This window comes from Sediminicoccus sp. BL-A-41-H5 (assembly GCF_050632405.1).
In the GTDB taxonomy this organism is placed as follows: Bacteria; Pseudomonadota; Alphaproteobacteria; order Acetobacterales; family Acetobacteraceae; genus Roseococcus.
The window spans coordinates 1,974,714-1,995,018 of sequence record NZ_CP192601.1; the positions used below are offsets into that span (position 1 = coordinate 1,974,714).

Sequence of the window (20,305 nt, forward strand, 5' to 3'; positions counted from 1 at the left end):
ATGGGGCGATGGATTCTCCCGAGTTGCGCCTCTCCCTGCATCCCGCCATCGCCGAGATCCCGGCGGCCGAGTGGGATGCCTGCGCGGGCGACAATCCCTTCGTGAGCCACGCCTTCCTGGCGGCGCTGGAGGAAAGCGGCAGCGCCTCGGCCAAGACCGGATGGCTGCCGCAGCATCTCGCGCTCCGGGATGCAGGGGGTGAGTTGGTGGCCTGCGCGCCGGCCTATGCGAAGTCGCACTCCTACGGCGAATACGTCTTCGACCATGGCTGGGCCCAGGCCTATGAGCAGGCGGGCGGGCGCTATTACCCCAAGCTGCAGGTGGCGGTGCCCTTCAGCCCCGTGCCCGGGCCGCGCCTGCTGCGGCGGCCGGGCGTTCCGGTGGCGGCCCTCGCCCAGGGGCTGGCGCAGGCCATGGCGGCGCTGAAGTTCTCCTCCACGCACATCACCTTCTGCACGCGGGAGGAATGGGAGGCGCTGGGCGAGGCCGGCTGGCTGCAGCGCATCGGCGTGCAGTTCCATTGGCAGAACCAGGGTTTTTCCGACTTCGACGACTTCCTCGGCGCACTCTCCAGCCGCAAGCGCAAGACGCTGAAGCGCGAGCGGCGCGCGGTGGCCGAAAGCGGGCTGACGCTCAGGACGCTGCGCGGCGCGGAGATCACACCCGCGCATTGGGCGGCCTTCCATCGCTTCTATCGCAACACCGTGGATGCGCGCTGGGGCAGCGCCTACCTGACGAAATCCTTCTGGCCGCTGCTGGGGGAGAAGCTGGGCGAGCGCGTGGTGCTGATGTGGGCGGAGCGCGACGGCACGCCGGTGGCGGGCGCCCTGAACCTGCTGGGCGGCGAGGCGCTGTACGGGCGCAACTGGGGGTGCGACGAGGAAGTGCCCTTTCTGCATTTCGAGCTCTGCTACCTGCGCGCCATCGACTTCGCGATCGAGCACGGGATCGGCCGCGTCGAGGCCGGCGCGCAGGGCGAGCACAAGATCCAGCGCGGCTACCTGCCGGCGACCACCTATTCCGCGCACCTGATCGCGCATCGCGGCCTCTCGGATGCGGTGGCGCGCTTCCTGGAGCATGAGCGGCCCGCCATCGAGGAGCGCATGGCGGAGCTGGCGGAACTCTCGCCCTATCGCCGCGAGGGCGAGGCCTGATGGCGAAGTCGCCCTTCTTCGCGCGGATCAAGGCGGATGTGCTGACGATCATGGCCAGCATCCCGGAGGGCGGCGTGGTGACCTTCCGGGACATCGGCGCGCATCTCGACGTGATGCCGCGGCACGTCGCCTATATCCTCAAGATGCGGGATGACGACGAGCGCGCCGCCTTCCCGGCCGGGCGCGTCGTGGCGAAGGCCGAGCGCGCGCTGGATGTGGCCGCGCTGCCGCATGGCGTGCCGCGGCAGACCCGGCGGGCCAACGCGCCCGTCTCGCGCAGATGATCCTCGCCTACGGGCAACTGGCGCTGGCGATGATCCTGGTCGGCGCCAATGTGGGCGTGGCCAAGCTGCTGGCCGAGGCGCTGCCCATCGCGATGATCGCCTGCCTGCGCTGCGCGCTGGCGGTGGTGGTGCTCTGGCCACTGGCGCGGTTTATCGAGGGGCGGGTGGCCGTGCCGGGCGCGGTGAAGCGCAACCTCTTCCTCCAGGCGGTGTTCGGCACCGCGCTCTACAATGCGGGGCTGCTGGCGGGCCTGCGCTTCACCTCCGCACTCGAAGGCGGCCTGGTTCTGGCGACGCTGCCGGCGGTGGTCGCGCTGGGCAGCTTCCTCTGGCTGCGCGAGCGGCTCTCGCCCCGGCAATGGCTGGCGGCGGGGCTGGCCGGCTTCGGCATGGCGGCGATCACGCTGGCGCGGCTCGGCGGCGGCGGCGGCGGGTCCGCGCTGGGCAACCTGCTGGTGTTCCTGGGCGTCTGCGGCGAGGCGATCTATGTGCTGCTGGCGCGGCGCGTGGCGGGGGCCGTGCCCGTGATCACGGCGTCGCTCTGGATGCAGGCGTTTTCCGCGCTGTTCCTGCTGCCCTTCGCCGCACCCGGCTATGCCGCCATCGCGGCGCTGACGGACGCGCATCTGCTCGCGTTGCTGCTGTTCCATTCGCTGACCGCGAGCGTGCTGTGCCTGCTGCTCTGGTATGCCGGGATGAAGCGCGTGCCGGCGGCGACGGCGGGCGTCTTCACGGCCTTCCTGCCGGCGAGTGCGGCGGTGACCGCGGTGCTCTTCCTCGGCGAGGGTTTCGGACTGATCCATGTGGCCGGCTTCGCGCTGATGATGACAAGCCTGCTGCTGGCAACCTGGCCGGGACGGGGGAAAGCTGCCACCATGCCCCGGCATGCGCCCCTGGATCGCCCTGACCGTCCCTGAGTTGCTCCGCAGCGCGGCGGAGGGCATCGCGGCCGCGCTGGCCGCGGCGCAGATGGCGCGGCGGCTGAGCGGGGAACCGGCGCAGCTTCGGGCCTGGGTGACGCAGGTCGAGCTGCTGCAGGCGGCGCTCGCCGGGCCGCGCTGGGCGGACGCGCGGATCGCCTTCGAGTACGACATGCTGCGGCTGGAAAAGCGCATTGATGCCGTGCTGGTCACGCCGCGCGCGATCTTCGTGCTGGAGTTCAAGGTGGGCGCCACCGCCTTCTCGCCGGCGGACCGCGCGCAGGTGGAGGATTACGCGCAGGACCTGTGGGACTTCCACGGGGAAAGCCGCGCGCATCCGATCCTGCCGGTGCTGGTCTCGACCGAGGCGCGGCGCCTGCCGCCGCTGCAGTTCGGCCTGCCCACACCCGGCGTCGCGCCCGTCGCCGACTGCAACGGCGCGGCACTCGGCGAGCGCCTGGCAGCCCTGCATGACGCCATCCCGCAGGGCGCCGCGGCGCTCGACCCCGCCGCATGGATCGAAGCCCCCTACCGGCCCGTGCCCACCATCGTGGAAGCGGCGGCGCGCCTCTTCGCGCGCAACAGCGTGGCCGACATCGCCACCGCCCGTGCCGACACCGACAACCTGACCCGCACGACGCAGGCCATCCTCCGCGCGCTGGAGCAGGCCCGTGCGCGGCAGGAGCGCGTGGTCGTCTTCGTCACCGGCGTGCCCGGGGCGGGCAAGACGCTGTGCGGCCTGAATGTCGTCTTCGGCGAAAACCGGCGCGAGGGCACCGCCTTCCTCACCGGCAATGCGCCGCTGGTGGCCGTGCTGCGCGAGGCGCTGGCCTGCGACCGTGCGGGGCTCGACCTGGCGCTGGGCCCGAGCCATGACCCGACGCGCCGACAGCGTGCCGGCAAGCTGCGTCAGGCGCGGCACGAGACGGCGCAGGCCTTGCAGAACGTGCACCGCTTCCTGGCGGACAACGCCCATGCCACGACGCCCCCGGCCGAGCGCGTCATCATCTTCGACGAAGCGCAGCGCGCCTGGGATGAGGCCCAGGCCGGGCGCGACACGCAGCGCCGCAAGAGCGTGCTGACGATGAGCGAGCCCGCGCACGCGCTCGCCATCATGGGCCGGCATGAGGGCTTCGCCGCCATCGTGGCCCTCATCGGCCATGGGCAGGAGATCAACACGGGCGAGGCCGGGCTCGCCGAATGGGGGCGCGTCATCGCCGCCACGCCAGGTTGGCGCGCCGTTGCCGCGCCGCGCAGCCTGGCGGCGCCCGAGGCGGCGCAACGGCTCATCCCCGGCCCGTGGCTCACGCTGGATGACGCGCTCGATCTCACCGTGCCCATCCGCAGCGTGCGCAGCGAAGCGGGCGCCGCCTGGGTGGATGCCGTGCTGCGCGGAGACGCGTCGCGCGCACAGGCCGTGGCGGAGCGGGAGGGCGGCGTGCCCTATTTCGTGACGCGCTCGCTCGATGCCGCCCGGACCGCGCTGCGCGGCTGGACGCCGGGGCTGCGCCGCGCGGGCTTCGTGCGTTCCTCCGGCGCGCGGCGCCTGCGTGCCGAAGGCTTCGACGCGCAGTTGATCGGAACCGAGGAACCGGTTGCCTGGTTCCTGGAGCGCTGGCCGGACATCCGCGCCTCCGACGCACTCGAGGTCGCGGCCACCGAATATGCCTGCCAGGGGCTGGAACTGGACGCGGTGGGCCTCGCCTGGGGTGGTGACCTGATGCGCGGCCCGGAGGGCTGGCGCTGCCGGCGCTTCGCCGGGCGCGGCTGGCAGCAGGTGAACGGCGCGGCGGAACAGGAATTCATCCGCAACACCTACCGCGTGCTGCTCACCCGCGCGCGCTACGAGACGGTGATCTGGGTGCCGCCCGGCAGCCCTGCCGAGGACCCCTTCCACGACGTGACGCGCCCCGCCGCCGAGATGGACGCGATCGCCGCCTTCCTCCACGCCTGCGGCGCGCGCGCCCTGGCCCCGGAGCCCAGCGCCGAACCGCTGCGCCTCCTCTGACTTGCCTTCACGAAGGCTTTACCTTTTCCCGCGCATACCCCGGGCGACTGCCGCGAAGGACGGCGCCGTGGGCCAGCCTGGACCCGTGGTGAGAGATCGGGAAAAGCCCATGCCGCACAGCCTCCCCGCCGACCCGCCCGCCCCCGAGGGCGCCGAAGCACCACCCGCCGCCGCCACGCAGGCGGCGGAGCCGGCCGCGCTCCAGCCGCTCATCCAGCGCACCTGCCAGGCGCTGCACGCCATGGCCCGCAGCCTGGAGGCCCTGGAAAGCGTCTTCGAGCGCATGGAAGCGCTGGAAACGCACGAAGCCGAACATCACGCCCTGCTCTCCGGCACGCAGGAAACGGTCGCCCACGTCATCGCGCTGCTGCGGCGCGAGGGCCCGCCCTTGCTGCATCGCGCCCAGGCGCTCCGGCTTCGCTTGCGCCTGCAGGGCTATGCCGCCGGCAGCAGCACGGCCCAGGCCATGCGCACGCTGCACGCCGATCTCGACGGCCTCGCCGCCTTCGCGCCGGAGGAGCGCGGCAGCGCCGCCCTGCTCTGGGCGCCCTATGTGCGGCGCGCGCGGAGCAACACGCTCATCATGCTCTCGGAATTCGACCGGCACGCGCGCCAGATCGCAGAGGCGGCGCGGGCCGCGCCGGGCGAGACCGTCCTCCCCCTCGTCCCGCAGGAGGGTGCGACCATCCTTCCCTTCGAGGCGTCGAAGCCGGGCTAGCCCTTCGCCAGGCTCTCGAACACCACCATGCGATGGCCGCGATGCTGGAACTCGCCGCATTCGCGCATGCCGCAATCGGCCAGCACGGCACGGGAGGCGAGGTTCGTCTCCCGCGCCACGCCGATGATGCGCGTCAATCCCACCGCATGGCCGAATTCCAGCGCGGCGCGGGCCGCCTCGCGCGCATAGCCCTTACCGCGGCATTCGGGCCAAAGCGCGAAACGCACGGCGATCCCGCGCCCGTCCGGCCGCTCCATCAGCCCCGCGATACCGAGGAACTCGCCCGTCTCGCGGAGAAACACGCTCCAGGTGCCATAGCCGCGCACCTGCCAGAAATCCATGTCATCCTCGAGCTCCTCGCGCGTGCGCTCCGGCGTGCGGGTGCCATGCAGCATGTAGCCGAACACCGCCTCATCCGCCTTGAGGCGGATGAGGTCCGGCAGGTGCTCGGGGCCGGGCGGCAGCAAGGAGAGGCGCGGCGTGGTGATGCTGCGCCGCTGGCCGAGCACCTGGGACACGGCCTCAGCCTTCCAGCCGGATCAGGTAGCCGCCGGCCTCATCCGGCTCGAACTCGGCATAGCCGGTGGCGATGCGCGCCAGGGGCGCCGCCGCGTGCAGCGCGCGGAACAATCCGTCCGGGCTGCCGGGCCGCACCCATCCGCGCGGCATGGCGCCGATGCGGATCAGCGCCCCCGCGATCACCTGCGCGCAATTGCCGCCGACGGCCAGGAAGAGCGGCGGCCTCGCCGCGATCTCCTGCCAGACGGTGACGAAGTCCGCCGCGCGGGACTCGCCCACGCGCAGGATGCAGAAGGTGGTAGGGCAGATGCGCGCCCGCGCCTCGGTGGCTCGCATGTATTCCGGCCGGTCGCGCAGCAGGGCCGCCGCGTCGCGCACCATGCCCGGGGCGATCAGCGCGAGGCGCCGGTCGCGCTTCGTGCGCGCGTAATAGCCCACGGGCACGCCGCGCGGCAGGATGGCATCGGCATGGCCGCCCTCATCCGTGCTGCGCGCGAAGGGCCCCGCCTTGTAGCGGCAGGCGATCCCCACCTCGTCCGGCCCGACGACGAGCACGCCGGGCGCATGGGCCGTCTCCAGCATCGCCTACCGGACCAGCGGACGATACTTGATGCGGTGTGGCTGGTCGGCGGCGGCCCCCAGGCGGCGGCGCTTGTCTTCCTCATAGGCCTGGAAGTTGCCCTCGAACCACTCGACATGGCTGTCGCCCTCGAAGGCCAGGATGTGCGTCGCCAGTCGGTCGAGGAACCAGCGGTCGTGGCTGATCACCACCACGCAGCCGGCGAATTCCATCAGCGCCTCTTCCAGCGCGCGCAGCGTGTCCACGTCGAGGTCGTTGGTCGGCTCGTCGAGCAGCAGGACGTTGTGCGGAACGCGCAGCATCTTGGCGAGGTGCACGCGGTTGCGCTCACCGCCCGAGAGCACGCCCAGGCGCTTCTGCTGGTCCGCGCCCTTGAAGTTGAAGGCGGCGGTGTAGGCGCGGGACGCGATGGAGCGCTTGCCGATGTTGATCGTGTCGTCGCCGCCCGAGATCTCCTCCCAGACCGTCTTCTTGTCATCCAGGCTGTCGCGCGACTGGTCCACGTAGCCGAGGTTCACCGTGTCGCCGATGCGCAGCGTGCCGGCATCGGGCGTCTCCTGGCCCGTGATCATGCGGAACAGCGTGGTCTTGCCCGCGCCGTTCGGGCCGATGACGCCCACGATGCCGCCCGGCGGCAGCTTGAAGCTGAGATCGTCGATCAGCAGGCGATTGCCATAGGCCTTGCGCAGCCCCTCCGCCTCGATGACGGTGTTGCCGAGGCGCGGCGGCGGGGAGATGAGGATCTCGACCTCGCCCGGCCCCTTCTCCTGGCTCTTCTCCAGCAGCTCCTCATAGCGGGCGATACGCGCCTTGCTCTTGGCCTGGCGGGCCGAGGGGCTGCGGCCGATCCACTCCTGCTCGGCGGCCAGGGTGCGGATGCGCGCCGTGTCCTCGCGGTTCTCCTGCTCCAGGCGCTTGCGCTTGGCCTCGAGGTAGGAGGAGTAGTTGCCCTGGTAGGGGAAGCCGCGGCCGCGATCCACTTCCAGGATCCAGTTGGTCACATTGTCCAGGAAGTAGCGGTCATGGGTGACGACCAGCACCGCACCCGGATAGTCGCGCAGCGTGTGCTCGAGCCAGGAGACGCTCTCGGCATCCAGGTGGTTGGTCGGCTCGTCCAGCAGCAGCAGGTCGGGCTTTTCCAGCAGCAGGCGGCAGAGCGCCACGCGGCGGCGCTCACCGCCGGAGAGCTTCTCGACGGAGGCTTCCGCCGGCGGGCAGCGCAGCGCGTCGAGCGCGATCTCGACGCGGCGGTCCAGCTCCCAGCCATCGGCGGCGTCGATCGCCTCCTGCAGCGTGCCCTGCTCGGCGAGGAGTTCGTTCATCTCCTCCTCGCTCATCTCCTCCATGAAGCGCTCGCTGATCTCGTTGAAGCGCTTCAGCTGGGCTTCGAGCGTGGCGAAGGCGGCGCGGACGTTCTCGCCCACGGTCTTGGTGGGATCGAGCTGCGGCTCCTGCGCCAGGTAGCCCACGCGGGCGCCGTCGGCCGCCCAGGCCTCGCCGCCGAAATCCTTGTCCATGCCGGCCATGATCTTCATCAGCGTGGACTTGCCGGCGCCGTTGGGGCCGAGCACGCCGATCTTGGCATCGGGCAGGAAGGAGAGCGTGATGCCCTTGAAGACCTCGCGGCCGCCCGGATAGGACTTCGTCAGATCCTTCATCACATAGACATACTGGTAGGCGGGCATGGCTCGGTCCTGCAGGGAAGGAGGGGGATGCGCGGCTTCTATCCCATGACGGTCCGGATGGGGAGGGCTTGGATGTGCTGACGCTGTTCCTGGCGCCCGGCTCCAGCTCCATGGCCGCGCATATCGCGCTGCATGAGGTGGGGGCGGATTTCACGACGAGGCAGGTCTCGCTGGCGGGGCGGGAGACGCGGGCGCCGGAGTTCCTGGCCCTGAACCCGGCCGGCCAGGTGCCACTGCTGCTCACGCCCGAGGGGCCGCTGACGGAGGTGGCGGCCATCCTCTTCTGGCTGGCGCGCCGGCACCCGGAGGCGGAGCTGCTGCCGGAGGGGCTGATGGCCGAGGCGCGGGCCATCTCCTGGATGAGCTTCCTGGCGGCCACGGTGCATCCGGCGCGACGGCAGGGGCTGGAGCATGCCCGGGGGATCTGGGCGCAGGCCGAGGCGCGGCTCGGGAGCGCGCCCTATGCGCTGGGCGCGGCCTATTCCATCGCGGATATCCACCTGTTCCGCCTGTTCTGGCGCTTCCGGGGCGGCGCGTCGCTGGAGCCGGGGGAGTTCCCTCGAACTCATCGCCCATCACGACCGCGTGATGCAGCGCGCCGCCGTGCAGCGCGTGCTGCGGGAGGAGGCGGTGATGGGGTATGAGCTTCCCCGCTAATGATCCCAGGCGCCGTCGTGCAGCGCGACCGCCTCCGGGTCCTCCTCCAGCAGCGGGCCGATGACCTCGACCGTCCGTTGGCCGGCGGCCAGGACGGTGCGGCAGGGCAGGTCCAGCGTCAGATTGTCCGGGTGCGGGCCGATGATGCGGCCGAGCTTGTGCTCGCTCATCGCATAGACCAGACGGCCGATACCGGCCCAGTAGAGGCTGCCGGCGCACATGGCGCAGGGCTCGGCGCTCACATACATCGTGGTCCGCGCCAGCTCTTCCGCCGTATAGGCAGCGCAGGCGCGGCGGCTCAGCACCGTCTCCGCATGGCCGGTGCGGCCCTCGGTGTCGAAGGCGTTCTCCTGCTCCATCAGCACGCGGCCCTCCGCATCGACCAGGATGGCGCCGAAGGGGTGCTTGCCGTTCTGCCGCGCGCGGCGGGCGACGGCGAGGCTGTGGCGGAGCAGGGCGATGTGGTCGAGCGGCATGGATCGAGCCTGCCATGCCGCCCGGGCTTGACGGAAGCGCGACCTGCTTCCGATGCTCACCCCCGATCAAGGGAGGGCCGCATGGGCGCCGAGGAACCGTTCCACGTCTGGGAATGCGAGCTGTGCAGCTATGTCTATGACGAGGCCAAGGGCGCGCCGGAGGATGGCCTGCCCCCCGGCACCCGCTGGCGGGACGTGCCGGAGAGCTGGTCCTGCCCGGATTGCGGGGCGGCCAAGGCCGATTTCGTGATGCGCAAGGTCGGCTGAGGGGGTATTCCGCCGCACCCTTTCGCGCGGCGGGGCTTGCGCTTAAGAGGGCGCCACCATGGCGCCCGAACCCCCCTCCTCTCCCCTTGCCACGCCGGATCGCCGGATCGCGGCGCTGCGCCGGCTGATCGCCGATCTCGGCAGCAAGCTCGAGCTCGACCTCGCGGTGCGCCTCTGGGATGGCGAGGCCGTGCCGCTCGGCTCGCGCTGGAGCGGCGACCTGGCGCTGGCCATCAACGACCCGTCCGCCATCACGCGGCTGCTGCGCAAGCCGAAGACGCCGACGCTCTTCGACCTGATGGCCGAGGGGAAGATCGATCTGGAGGGCGGCAGCCTGCTCGCCTTCTCGGACCGCATCGGCAACCGGCGCACGCGGGGCCTGCTGAAGCAGATCGACAAGTTCGCCGCCTTCCGCGCGCTGCTGCCCTTCTTCTTCGGGCCGGGCACGCCGAACCCGAGCCACGCCTATGCCGGCGCGCAGACCGCGCGCTTCGAGGAAGGCCGCGACGACACGGCGCTGATCCAGTTCCACTACGACCTCTCGAACGAGTTCTATTCGCTCTTCCTCGACCCCGAGATGGTCTACACCTGCGCCTACTTCCCGAACGGCAATGACACCATCGCCGAGGCGCAGCAGGCCAAGCTCGACATGATCTGCCGCAAGCTGCGCCTGCAGCCGGGCGACCGCATGCTGGACATCGGCTGCGGCTGGGGCGGCCTCGTCTGCCACGCGGCGCAGCACTATGGCGCCAAGGCCCATGGCGTGACGCTGAGCCAGGCGCAGTATGATTTCGCCGTGGCGAAGGTGAAGCGCCTGGGTCTGGAAGACCGTGTCACGATCGAGCTGCGCGATTTCCGCAGCCTGGAAGGGATGGAGTTCGACAAGATCGCCTCCATCGGGATGTATGAGGCGATCGGCCTCGACAACCGCGAGGGCTATTTCCGCCAGATCCGCAACCTTCTGCGCCCACGCGGGATCTACCTGCACCACGCCATCGCGCGGCCGATGAAGAAGAACGAGCGGGAGTTCAGGAAGAAGCGCCCGGAATTCGCGGCGCTGGTGAACTATATCTTCCCGGGCGGCGAGCTGGACCACATCGGAGGCAGCACGGATTCGATGGAGCGCAACGGCTTCGAGATCCACGATACGGAGAACTGGCGCGAGCATTACGGCCGCACCTGCCGCATCTGGACCGAGCGCCTCTACGCCAACCGCAAGGCGGCCGAGGCCGAGGTGGGAGCGGCCAAGACCCGCATCTGGCTGCTCTACCTCGCCGGCTGCGCGCTGGCCTTCGAGCGCGGCACGGTCTGCATCTTCCAGACCGTGGCCACCAAGCGCACGCGCGGCCCCTCGGGCCTGCCGCTGACGCGGGCGGATCTCTATCCGCCGGGCTGAAGCCCCCGCTTCACCTTGTCTTAAGCCGGCCTCGATAGCGTGAGGGACCCCCAAAAAAGGACGGTCCCTCATGATGCTCACCCGGTTCTCCCGACTTTGGCTCGCGGCCAGCCTCACGCTCGCCGCCCTCTTCCAGACCCCCGCCTGGGCCGATCGCAGCCCGATCTTCGGGGGGGCGACCATCGAGGCCATTTCGCAGGAGGCGGCGCGGGACATCACGGCGCGCGGCGACCTTGCCAACTACTTTGGCGGCCTCGCCGTGTCGTTCTCCTACAGCGCCTATGTCTTCGCGTTCTACGCCCGCTACTATTCGGCGAGCGGCTCGTGGCAGGAGCAGTCCTGGTACAGCGCAGCCGCCTGGTATGCCTATTACGCGCATCTCTACAGCGCCTGGGCTGCGGCCTATTCCGCGGCCGGCATGTAGCCGCCTCATGCCATCGCGCCGACAGGATGTCCGGCCCCGCATCGCCAAGAGGGCAATCCTTCCCGCCGCGCTCCTCCTCGGGAGCGCGGCCTTTCCCGCCATCGCCCAGTCCGACGGCGACCGCGCCGCCCTCATGGAGCGCATCCGCCTGCTGGAGCAGCGGCTGGAGCAGCTGGAGCGCGCGCCGCAGCGCGCGAGCCGCCCCGCGCCCGGCCGTCCCGTGGCAGCGCCGGCACCGGCTGCGCCCGTCGCCACCGCGCCAGCCCCGCCGCCATCCGCCCCCGCCGAGCCCGCCGCGCGCCTGCGCGACCCGCGCGAGGAGGACATCCCGCAGGAGGCCTTCGTCTTCCGCGACCAGGCCGTGACACTCCGCCCCGGCAAGGCCGAGCTTTCGCTCGACCTCGGCTATCTGCGCGACCGGCGCACCGTCTCCACCGACCGCAGCGGCTCCGCCGTGCTCACCGGCCGCGTCGGCCTGCTTGACGGCGTGGAGGCGGCGATCACCCTCCCCTTCTTCATCGCCACCCGCTCCTTCGAGCTCTCGCCCACCTTCGTGACCGATCGCGAGACACGCGCCATGGGTGACGTGACCGCCCAGGTGAACATCCGCGGCTGGGGCGAGCGCGAATACCGCCCCGGCGCCGTCTTCACCGCGGCCCTCGTCACACCCACCGGCCCCTCGCCCTTCGTGAACCCGGCCCAGGGCATCACGCCGCAGCAGGTGCCGGTGGACATCACGCAGTTCATCTCCACCCGCGCGGCCTGGGCGCTGCGCGGCGGCGTGCAGATGTTCAAGACCATGGACCCGCTCGTGCTCTTCGGAGGCGTCGCCTATGAATACGCCTTTCCGGTGGAGCAGTCGGGCATCACCTTCAGGCCGGGCTGGCGCATCAGCTACAATGCGGGCGTGAGCTTCGCGCTCAGCGACCGCTCCACCCTCGGCTTCACCTTCATCGGGAACTACACGGCCGCGCTGCAGGCCAATTCCATCCAATACCGCGCCACCGCGAGCGAGGCCGCAGTCTTCCGCCTCTCCCTCGTGCAGCGCCTGGCGCCCGGCCTCTGGATCGAGCCCTCGCTCGGCATGGGCCTCGTGTCCGAAAGCCCCAATGTCCAGGTCGGTCTCGGCCTTCGCTACAGGTTCTGACGATGCGCCCCTCACGCCGCACCCTCCTCGCCCTCGCCGCCCTGGCGCCCTTCCCGGCCCTCGCGCAGGAGCCGCTGATGCGCCGGCCGCAACCCTGGCAGGCCCTGCGCTTCCGCAACGTCGTCCGTCAGGTGCTGGAATTCTCCTGCGGCAGCGCCTCGCTCGCCACGCTGCTCACCCAATACCTCGGCCGCCCCACCAGCGAGGCCGAGGTCATCGGGATGCTCATGCGCCGCTACCCGACCGAGGCCGAATGGCAGCGCAAGCAGGAGACGGGCTTCTCCCTGGAGGACCTGATCTTCGCCGCCGGCCAGCTCGGCTTCGCGGCCCAGGCCGCCCGCATCCAGCCGCGTGAGCTGCCCCGCATCGCCGGCCCCGTCATCATCCATCTCAACAAGGGCGAGTGGGAGCATTTCTCCGTGCTCCGCGCCTCGCAGCAGGGGTTCCACTACCTGGCCGACCCGATCCGCGGCCAGGTCACCATGCTGGATGACGAGTTCCGCCGCGAATTCACCGGCGCCGTGCTCGCCGTCTGGCGCCGGGGCGAGGGGCTGCCCAACACCTCCCCCCTCCAGGCGGTGCGCGACGGCGTCTCGGTGGAGACCACCACCGCCCGCGCCATCCAGGGCATGGTCATGCCGCTCACCAGCTTCCCGATCCCCTATTGATGCGCGCCCTTCCCTGCCTCGCCCTGCTGCTCTGGCCGGGCCTCGCGATGGCCGATCCGCGCTGCGCGCGCTTCGGGCAGCCGAGCTACACCGCGACACGGGTCACCAGCTGGGGCTCCGCGCCCCCCGTCACCGCGCAGATGTTCCAGTCCGGGCCGAAGCTGCGCCTCGAAACCCCCGCCCCGGGCGAGGCCCGCCTCGTCACGCTCATGACGCCCGGCCTCAACGCCGTCTTCACCACCAATGCCGCGCCGCCCGTGGCGCTCCGCATGCCGCCGCCCCCCGCCCCGACCGCGCGGCGCGAGCGGCAGGAGCCGCAGCGCGCCGGCATCCTCCTCATCCAGGAAATGCAGGGCGAGAGCGGGCAATGGCATGAGGTGGCACGCCATCTCTGCCGCCGGGACGGCGTGCTGTTGGAGGCGCGCCAGCTGCAGCCCGGCCCCGAGGGGCCGGTGATTCTCGAAACCCGCCAGAGCGGGATCCGCATGATTTCGGCGGACCCCGCGCTGTTCCAGGTGCCGGCCGGGTTCCGCCTCATCGAGGCCCCGGCCGCGCCCATCAGTCGGCGAACTGACCGGCCGCCTGGATGACCGGGCGCCAGCGCGCCACATCGGCCGTCCAGAAGGCGCGGTGCGCCGCCGGCGTCGCCTTCTCCTGTGGCACCGGCTCGGTGCCCAGGTCCGCGAAGCGCCGCACCAGCCCGGGGTCCCGCAGCGCCACCTGCAGCGAGCGCGACAGGCGCGTCACCAGCTCGGGGTTCGTGCCGCGCGGCGCGTAGAGCCCATGCCACACGCTCACCTCGAAGCCGGGCATGCCGGCCTCGATCGCCGTCGGAACATCGGGCAGCGAGGCGACGCGGTTGTTCGTCGTCACCGCGAAGGCCTTGATGGTGCCGGCGCGGATGTGCTCCGTCGTGTTGGTCGTCTGATCGCACATCAGGTCCACCGTGCCGGCCACCAGATCGTTCATCGCCGGGCCCGTGCCGCGATACGGCACCGTCGTCAGCGGCACGTTCATCGCCTGCTGGAACAGCAGCCCGCACAGGTGCGACGCCGCACCCACGCCCGCATTGGCCAGGTTGATCTTGTCCCGCTCGCGCCGCACCAGCGCCACCAGCTCCGCCAGGTTATTGGCCGCGATGTTGCGCTTGGCCACGATCGTCATCGGCACCTCGGTGATCATGCCCACCGTCTCGAAGCCGTTGATCGGGTCGTACGCAAGCCGCCGATACAGCGTCGGGATCGTGCTCATGCCGATGTGGTGCACCAGCAGCGTGTAGCCATCCGGCCGCGCCTGCGCCGTGCGCTGCGCGCCGAGCGTGCCGCCCGCGCCGCCGACATTCTCCACCACCACGGATTGCCCGAGGTCACGCCCCATCGCCTCGCCCAGCAGGCGGGCCACCGTGTCGGTCGGGCCGCCGGCCGCGAAGGGAACGATGATCGTGATGGGGCGGGTGGGATAGCTCTGCGCCGAAGCGAGGGCCGGCGCCGCCATTCCGGCGGCGACAAGGGCCGGCAGCTGGCGCCGGGTCAGACGGGTCATGCGATCCTCCTCAGGAGTTTTTTGGGGTGGCCGTGAAGTGATGGCTTCTTCGTCATGTTCAACTTTTTTGCAATCGGAAACCGACTGGTCCCCCGCCGCCGGATTGTCTATCCGCCATGCATGGAACGCAGCCCCCACCCGTGACGCCATGACCACCGCCGAGGACCTGCTGCAACGCGGCATCGCCCGCCACCGCGAAGGCCGCCTGGACGAGGCGGTCAGCCTCTACCGCCGCGCGCTGCGCCTCGCCCCCCATCACCCGGATGCCGAGAACCTGCTGGGCGTGGCCGCCCGCCAGAAGGGCGACCTCCCCGCCGCCCTGGCCCATGCCGCCCGCGCCGTGGCCAGCGTCCCCGACAGCCCCCTCTTCCTCGCCAACCAGGGCGCCGCGCTGGCCGAGGCCGGGCGCCTCGCCGAGGCCATCACGGCCCTCTCCCGCGCCGCCAGCCTCAACCCGCAGGACACGATCAGCCTCCGCAACCTGGGCCAGGCGCTGACCGCCGCCGGCCAGCCCGAGGCCGCCCTCGCCCCGCTCGACGCCGCCACCCGCCTGCACCCGGACGCCCCCGAGCCCTGGCTCGCCCTCGCCCACGCCGCCCGCGAGGCGAACAAACCCGACCTCGCCCGCGCCGCAGCGCTGCGCGTGACCGGCCGCCTCGCCGAGCAGGCGGGCTTCCTCCTCGCCGCCCTCGGCGCCGCCCCCCTGCCCGACCGCGCCCCCGCGGCCTACGTCCGGGACCTCTTCGACGCCTTCGCCCCGCGCTTCGATGCCGAGCTGGAGGGCGCGCTGGGCTACCGCACCCCCGCCCTCCTCGCCGCGCTGATCGAGGGCCTGCCGCAGAATCCCCCCTTGGGCCGCGTGCTCGACCTCGGCTGCGGCACCGGCCTTTCCGGCCTGGCGCTGAAGCCCCACGCCAGCCGCCTGGAGGGCCTGGACCTCTCGCCCCGCATGCTGGCCGAGGCCCGAACCCGCAACCTCTACGCCACCCTGCACGAGGCCGACCTGCTCGACTTCCTGCCGAAACACCCGGCCCGCTACGACCTCATCGCCGCCGCCGATGTGCTGAACTATCTGGGCGACCTGACGCCCGCCTTCACCGCCATCGCCACCGCGCTGAAGCCCGGCGGCACCGCCCTCTTCAGCCTGGAGACGGGCACGGACCCCGTGGCGCTCGGCGAAGGGATGCGCTTCCGCCACAACCCGGACCACGCGACCCACCTCGCCACCCAGGCGGGACTGACGGTGGAACGCAGGGAGGACGCCGTGCTGAGGCAGGAAAAGGGCGCGGATGTGCGGGGCGTGCTGATACGGGCGCGCAAGTGACCGAGGGGGCTCTGCCCCCTCGACCCCCGGCAGGAAACTCAGTTTCCTGCACCTTCGTCATAACCAGGCCTCGCGGACCTCCCGGGGGATGTATCTTCGGCCCCCGGCGAGGCTGTGAAGGGCCTTCAGCGCCTTGATCATGCGCAGCATGCCGGCCAGATCCTCCCGCCACTTCGCGAATTGCGCGGCGATGGGCATGCGACGGATGATTTCGGACAAATCCGGGTCCGGCATCATGAAGGGCGGCCCCGGCAAGGCGCGGAACAGCCCCAACCGCCGCACCAGCGCGATCAGCGCAATGCCCCGGAGGCGAATGGCCCGCCGCGCCGCCCGGCAGATCAACCCCTCCAGCTGCCGCAACACCGAACCCGGCCGCGCGGCCGCCAGCGCCACCAGCAGCCGCTCCCACACGCCCGAATGCGTCAGCCGCCGGAAATGCCGCGCGACCGAGGCACCCTGGCCATAAGCCCTCGGCAGATCCCGCCAGGGCCCCTCCGTCGCCGCCACCCGGAAGATCGCATCCATCCGCGCCCGCTGGTCACAGGGCCGCCCGCGCGTCGGCATGGGCAGGTAGATGGAGAGCACGGTCCACTGCTCATCCGTCAGCTTGTCATAAGGCACGAGAATCCAGGACGGCCGCCGGGGGCGCGGGCCACGGGGATAGACCCTGGGCTCACGGAAGATGGCGGGGAGGAGGAGGTCGAGTTCGTCGCGCATGGGAGATTGTAGCGCGAAGCAGGGAACAAAACAAGAACAAAAGATCTTTAGGTGATTTACTGGCGCACCGTTCGCGGAGGCGTTGGATCCGACGAATGCCGATCATCCCCCGCCCCAAGATGATACCGGGCTATTTTTCTGGCGCCGATGGACCTGCTTGAGATGAAGGGGCGCCCTCTATCTGACGGTAGATCAACAGTGGCGTGACACCATAATAGCGTTCTGGCCGTCCCATCGAGTTCCGGGCTATCTGTGCGAGGTTAAGCGCTTGTCGACCGCCGCCTGGCCCCGCCAAATCAGAAACAAATTCCATAAATGGCCGCCCGTCTTCGGTAGTAGCATTCGGATTGTACGGCACTGCATCAAGAATGCCGAGAATGTTCCATGCGCCTCCTACTACCGCGCCGTGCTTCAAGGCGATGTCTGCGGCACTTCCAACAAGAGAGTCCTCTGATAGTCCACACCAAATGTTTGCGAATTTGTCAATTAGTCTTGCTTGCAGATTATGAGGCAAACCTGGAATGAGTTCGTGACCAAGCTCTACCTCTCGCTGCATTGTCTTCTGCATTTCTTCAGTGCAATTTTCTGGAAATACAATCGCTTTCAATTCAGTTTCGAGATTTTGTGCTTTTAAGGTGGGATTATTCCAAATAATTTTCAATAAAGAAAGGTCTGCCACTAGAAGTGGGCCAGTCCCCAATACAAATTGACCAATTCTGGCCTTAGTAATATCGCGATTAATTAGATTGCGTTCGGTCAAAAAATCCAAAAATGTTAGAGCATTAACCCAAAACGGATCATAAGTTCGTTCTGAGGCTTCTCCACCCGAAGAGTTGCGACGCTGGATAAATGTCCCCGCGGCTCGGGCTACCAACGCGTTCGCGGTGGCTTGTATGGTCCCTTCCTCCCCTTCGCTCTCGGAGACGGTCTCAGATTGCTTTAGGCCGATCAAATGGCCAGAAGTATCGAATTGCGCAAGGAACGATGCGACGCGCCGAGCATCGTGGTAAAGAAAATCAAGGACAAAATCTGACGGTGGATCGCCGAGCTCCGCTTCGGATGCTGCTTTTGCGCTCCTCGACATACTTTTGCGTTTCCTTTCTCGTTTGTTTGAGGCTCTGGTGGGCTTCAGAAATTTCATTCACGTCAGTCTGAAGAAGCCCAATCGCCTCGCCGAATGATTTGCCTGGCGCTGGAGGAGGTTTCCGCTTTCGTTCGTCCGTCATGCAGTCAAACTCCTGTATGCCAGCCGCCCTGAAGACGTTACGATAAGAGAGCAAGCTCGGTTCACCTTATCGGTGAAGCGATATAGTAGCGCCAACTTGCTTCCGAAATGTAGCGACAAAGCGGCATCATCTAAACCCTCCTGAGCGGCACCCGAAACGCCAGCACCGCCGCCACCCCGGTCATCACCGCCGCCCCCGCGAACATCGCCCGGAACCCGATGGCCAGCCCCTCCGCCATCACCGCGCGCTCGGCGGCGGGCAGGTTCCCCAGCGCCTCCCGCCCCCCACGCATCGCCGCCGCGAAGCGTTCCGCCACCAGCGGGTCCGCCAGCGCGAAGGCCACGAAGATCAGCGCCCCCAGCACCGCCGTCCCGGCCGCGGCGCCCAGGTTCCGCATGAACTGCACGCTCGCCGTGGCCACCCCCAGCCGGGCCGCGCCCGCCGCCACCTGCACCGTGGTCTGCACCGCCGGGAAGGTGCAGCCGAAGCCAAGGCTGGACAGCGCCAGCAGCCAGGGGAACCAGGTCAGCGAAATCCGCCCCGCGCCGAAGGCCATCACGCAGAGCACCACCGTCGCCAGAACAAGGCCGAGCGAGGGCAGCAGCATGTTCCGCCCCGTCCGCGCCAGGAAGGTGCCCGAGATCAGCGCCCCCGTCCCGCCGCCCAGACTCATCGGCAGCAGCATGGCGCCCACGGTCGCGATCGGCACACCCCGCACCACGCTCAGATAGAGCGGCAGGAAGGAGATCAGCGAAACCATGGTGCCCGAGACGCAGGCCGCCAGCAGGTTGGTCCGCCAGATCACCGGGTCCGTCAGCACCGGCAGGGGCAGCAGCGGGTCCGGCACCACGCGCTCGATGCGCAGCAGCGCCCAGAGCGCCACCGCCCCCGCCACGCCGAACCCCAGCGCGATCAGGGTATCCGCCCCGTTCATCCGCTGCGCCCGGTCCAGCATCAGCAGCAGAAGTGCCACGAACAGCGTGAACAGCGCCGTCCCCGCCGCATCGAAGCGGAAGCTGCCCCCGGCCAGCCCGCGCTTCGGCAGCCGCCAGGCCATGGCGAACCCCACCGCGATCAGCGGCAAGCCGGCCAGGAACACCCAGCGCCAGCCGAAGCTCTGCGTGAGCCACCCGCCCGCCAGCGGCCCGGCGGCCGAGGCGCCCATGAAGCAGGCCACCAGATAGGCCTGGTAGCGCCCCCGCTCCCGCGCGGGCACGGACTCGCCGATCAGCGCCATGGCCAGCGTCAGCAGCGCGCCGCCCCCGAAGCCATGCAGCGCGCGCCCGGCCAGCAGCGCCTCGAAGCTCGGCGCCAGCCCGGCCGCCAGCATGCCGAGGCCCTGCAAGGCGAAGGCGATGAACAGCATGGGCCGCCGCCCATAGGCATCCCCCAGCCGCCCGAAGATGGGGGCCGCGATGGTCGCCGCGATCAGATAGGCGACGACGACCCAGGAAATCCGCTCCACCACGCCGAACTGCGCCGCCATGGCCGGCAGCGCGGTGGCCGTGATCGTCTGGTCAATGGCGGTGACGAAGATCGCGATGGCGATCGTGGGAAAGGCCCGGAAGAACGCCCTTCGCGCTTCGAGCGGGTCCATCAGGCCACCGCGCTGCGGCCCATCTCCAGGAACTTCTCGCGCCGGCGGGCCTTGAGCGTGGCGCCGTCCAGGCTGAGCAGCGGCTCCAGCGCGGCCCAGACCGCCTCGCCCACCGTCTCCATCGTGCCGCCCGGGTCGCGATGCGCGCCGCCCAGCGGCTCGTTCACCACCGCATCAATCAGCGCGAGCCGCTTCAGGTCTTCGGCGGTGAGTTTCAGCGCCTCGGCCGCGGTGGCCGCCTGCGCCGCGTCGCGCCAGAGGATGGAGGCGCAGCCCTCGGGGCTGATCACCGAATAGATGGCATGTTCCAGCATCAGCACCCGGTCGGCGGCGGCCAGCGCGATCGCGCCCCCCGAACCGCCCTCGCCGATGATGGTGGCCACGAAGGGCACGGGGGCGGAGAGCCCCGCCTCGATGGAGCGCGCGATGGCCTCCGCCTGGCCGCGCGCCTCGGCCTCGATGCCTGGAAAGGCGCCGGACGTGTCCACGAAGGAGATGATGGGCATGCCGAAGCGCCCGGCCAGCTCCATGATGCGGCGCGCCTTGCGGTAGCCCTCGGGCTTGGCCATGCCGAAATTGTGCTTCACGCGGGTCTCGGTGTCGCGCCCCTTCTCGGTGCCCAGCACCGCCACGGCGCGGCCGCGGAACCGGCCCAGCCCGCCGATCACGGCGGCGTCGTCGGCGAAGGCGCGGTCACCCGCCAAGGGCGTCCATTCCTCGATCAGCGCGCCCACATAATCCAGGCATTTGGGGCGCTCCGGGTGGCGGGCCACCTGGGCCTTCTGCCAGGGCGTGAGCTTGGCATAGGTGGCCGCCAGCAGCTTCTCGGCCTTGTCCCGCAGCTTCGAGACCTCTTCGGCCACGTCGATCCCGCCCGCATCGGTCGCCCGGCGCAGCTCTTCCACCTTGCCTTCCAGCTCGGCGATGGGTTTTTCGAAGTCGAGGAAGTGACGCATGGGGAGCGCGTCTAGCGGAAACCCGTGCCCTGGAAAACAG

Annotated in this window: 22 protein-coding genes; 13 read left to right on the forward strand and 9 right to left on the reverse strand. The window is 70.0% G+C overall.

What is annotated here, in order from left to right:
- Positions 1-8 precede the first annotated feature (8 nt).
- The 5 genes from ACQ860_RS09890 to ACQ860_RS09910 all read left to right on the forward strand — a co-directional run bounded on the left by ACQ860_RS09890 (position 9) and on the right by ACQ860_RS09910 (position 5,084).
- Positions 9-1,154, forward strand: coding sequence for a GNAT family N-acetyltransferase (locus tag ACQ860_RS09890; protein ID WP_431303210.1), 1,146 nt, complete (start codon positions 9-11; stop codon positions 1,152-1,154).
- Complete coding sequence (locus ACQ860_RS09895; RefSeq protein ID WP_431303211.1) at positions 1,154-1,438, forward strand: hypothetical protein; 285 nt, start codon at positions 1,154-1,156, stop codon at positions 1,436-1,438. The genes ACQ860_RS09890 and ACQ860_RS09895 overlap by 1 nt, the downstream gene beginning before the upstream one ends.
- Positions 1,435-2,355 carry a DMT family transporter gene (locus ACQ860_RS09900; RefSeq protein ID WP_431303212.1) on the forward strand — a complete coding sequence of 307 codons (921 nt, stop codon included), beginning with the start codon at positions 1,435-1,437 and terminating at the stop codon, positions 2,353-2,355. The genes ACQ860_RS09895 and ACQ860_RS09900 overlap by 4 nt, the downstream gene beginning before the upstream one ends.
- A complete protein-coding gene (locus tag ACQ860_RS09905; RefSeq protein ID WP_431303213.1) occupies positions 2,324-4,366 on the forward strand; it encodes a DNA/RNA helicase domain-containing protein in 2,043 nt (680 codons plus the stop codon). Before ACQ860_RS09900 ends, ACQ860_RS09905 begins: the two co-directional genes overlap by 32 nt.
- Positions 4,367-4,475: 109 nt before the next feature.
- Positions 4,476-5,084 (forward strand): hypothetical protein, encoded by a 609-nt coding sequence (locus tag ACQ860_RS09910; RefSeq protein WP_431303214.1) that lies wholly within the window; start codon positions 4,476-4,478, stop codon positions 5,082-5,084.
- Here the strand turns inward: ACQ860_RS09910 and ACQ860_RS09915 are convergent.
- The 3 genes from ACQ860_RS09915 to ettA are packed head-to-tail and all read right to left on the reverse strand — an operon-like array spanning position 5,081 to position 7,868.
- On the reverse strand, positions 5,081-5,602 hold the full coding sequence (locus tag ACQ860_RS09915; protein ID WP_431303215.1) for a GNAT family N-acetyltransferase: 522 nt from the start codon (positions 5,600-5,602) through the stop codon (positions 5,081-5,083). The two genes, ACQ860_RS09910 and ACQ860_RS09915, sit on opposite strands and share 4 nt — an antisense overlap.
- A 4-nt stretch (positions 5,603-5,606) precedes the next feature.
- Complete coding sequence (locus ACQ860_RS09920; RefSeq protein ID WP_431303216.1) at positions 5,607-6,185, reverse strand: hypothetical protein; 579 nt, start codon at positions 6,183-6,185, stop codon at positions 5,607-5,609.
- A 3-nt stretch (positions 6,186-6,188) separates the two neighbouring features.
- Positions 6,189-7,868, reverse strand: a complete 1,680-nt coding sequence (ettA, locus tag ACQ860_RS09925) for an energy-dependent translational throttle protein EttA (RefSeq protein WP_431303217.1) — start codon at positions 7,866-7,868, stop codon at positions 6,189-6,191.
- Between the two features lie 74 nt (positions 7,869-7,942).
- Here ettA and ACQ860_RS09930 point away from each other — a divergent pair, with 74 nt between their 5' ends.
- Complete coding sequence (locus ACQ860_RS09930; protein ID WP_431303218.1) at positions 7,943-8,512, forward strand: glutathione S-transferase family protein; 570 nt, start codon at positions 7,943-7,945, stop codon at positions 8,510-8,512.
- 9 nt (positions 8,513-8,521) lie between these two features.
- Here ACQ860_RS09930 and ACQ860_RS09935 read toward each other — a convergent pair whose 3' ends face one another.
- Positions 8,522-9,001 (reverse strand): nucleoside deaminase, encoded by a 480-nt coding sequence (locus tag ACQ860_RS09935; protein ID WP_431303219.1) that lies wholly within the window; start codon positions 8,999-9,001, stop codon positions 8,522-8,524.
- Between the two features lie 81 nt (positions 9,002-9,082).
- Here ACQ860_RS09935 and ACQ860_RS09940 point away from each other — a divergent pair, with 81 nt between their 5' ends.
- From ACQ860_RS09940 to ACQ860_RS09965, 6 genes are all read left to right on the forward strand, one after another.
- Positions 9,083-9,268 (forward strand): rubredoxin, encoded by a 186-nt coding sequence (locus ACQ860_RS09940; protein ID WP_431303220.1) that lies wholly within the window; start codon positions 9,083-9,085, stop codon positions 9,266-9,268.
- A gap of 58 nt (positions 9,269-9,326) precedes the next feature.
- Positions 9,327-10,664, forward strand: a complete 1,338-nt coding sequence (locus tag ACQ860_RS09945; RefSeq protein WP_431303221.1) for a class I SAM-dependent methyltransferase — start codon at positions 9,327-9,329, stop codon at positions 10,662-10,664.
- A gap of 70 nt (positions 10,665-10,734) precedes the next feature.
- Complete coding sequence (locus ACQ860_RS09950; protein ID WP_431303222.1) at positions 10,735-11,088, forward strand: hypothetical protein; 354 nt, start codon at positions 10,735-10,737, stop codon at positions 11,086-11,088.
- 7 nt (positions 11,089-11,095) lie between these two features.
- The gene (locus ACQ860_RS09955; RefSeq protein ID WP_431303223.1) at positions 11,096-12,235 is read left to right on the forward strand and encodes a hypothetical protein; all 1,140 of its coding nucleotides are present in this window, start codon (positions 11,096-11,098) and stop codon (positions 12,233-12,235) included.
- Positions 12,236-12,237: 2 nt separating this feature from the next.
- The gene (locus tag ACQ860_RS09960) at positions 12,238-12,903 is read left to right on the forward strand and encodes a C39 family peptidase (protein ID WP_431303224.1); all 666 of its coding nucleotides are present in this window, start codon (positions 12,238-12,240) and stop codon (positions 12,901-12,903) included.
- On the forward strand, positions 12,903-13,493 hold the full coding sequence (locus ACQ860_RS09965) for a hypothetical protein (RefSeq protein ID WP_431303225.1): 591 nt from the start codon (positions 12,903-12,905) through the stop codon (positions 13,491-13,493). Before ACQ860_RS09960 ends, ACQ860_RS09965 begins: the two co-directional genes overlap by 1 nt.
- Here ACQ860_RS09965 and ACQ860_RS09970 read toward each other — a convergent pair.
- Positions 13,462-14,445 (reverse strand): tripartite tricarboxylate transporter substrate binding protein BugD, encoded by a 984-nt coding sequence (locus tag ACQ860_RS09970; protein WP_431303226.1) that lies wholly within the window; start codon positions 14,443-14,445, stop codon positions 13,462-13,464. The two genes, ACQ860_RS09965 and ACQ860_RS09970, sit on opposite strands and share 32 nt — an antisense overlap.
- A gap of 148 nt (positions 14,446-14,593) precedes the next feature.
- Between ACQ860_RS09970 and ACQ860_RS09975 the strand changes: the two genes are divergently transcribed.
- Entirely contained in the window at positions 14,594-15,769 is a 1,176-nt protein-coding gene (locus tag ACQ860_RS09975; RefSeq protein ID WP_431303227.1) for a tetratricopeptide repeat protein, read from the forward strand.
- 57 nt (positions 15,770-15,826) lie between these two features.
- Here ACQ860_RS09975 and ACQ860_RS09980 read toward each other — a convergent pair whose 3' ends face one another.
- From ACQ860_RS09980 to ACQ860_RS09995, 4 genes are all read right to left on the reverse strand, one after another.
- Positions 15,827-16,486 carry a transposase gene (locus tag ACQ860_RS09980; RefSeq protein WP_431303228.1) on the reverse strand — a complete coding sequence of 220 codons (660 nt, stop codon included), beginning with the start codon at positions 16,484-16,486 and terminating at the stop codon, positions 15,827-15,829.
- Positions 16,487-16,616: 130 nt separating this feature from the next.
- Positions 16,617-17,627 (reverse strand): hypothetical protein, encoded by a 1,011-nt coding sequence (locus ACQ860_RS09985; protein WP_431303229.1) that lies wholly within the window; start codon positions 17,625-17,627, stop codon positions 16,617-16,619.
- A gap of 215 nt (positions 17,628-17,842) precedes the next feature.
- On the reverse strand, positions 17,843-19,309 hold the full coding sequence (locus ACQ860_RS09990) for an MFS transporter (RefSeq protein ID WP_431303230.1): 1,467 nt from the start codon (positions 19,307-19,309) through the stop codon (positions 17,843-17,845).
- Complete coding sequence (locus ACQ860_RS09995) at positions 19,309-20,265, reverse strand: acetyl-CoA carboxylase carboxyltransferase subunit alpha (RefSeq protein WP_431303231.1); 957 nt, start codon at positions 20,263-20,265, stop codon at positions 19,309-19,311. Before ACQ860_RS09995 ends, ACQ860_RS09990 begins: the two co-directional genes overlap by 1 nt.
- Between the last annotated feature and the right edge of the window lie 40 nt (positions 20,266-20,305).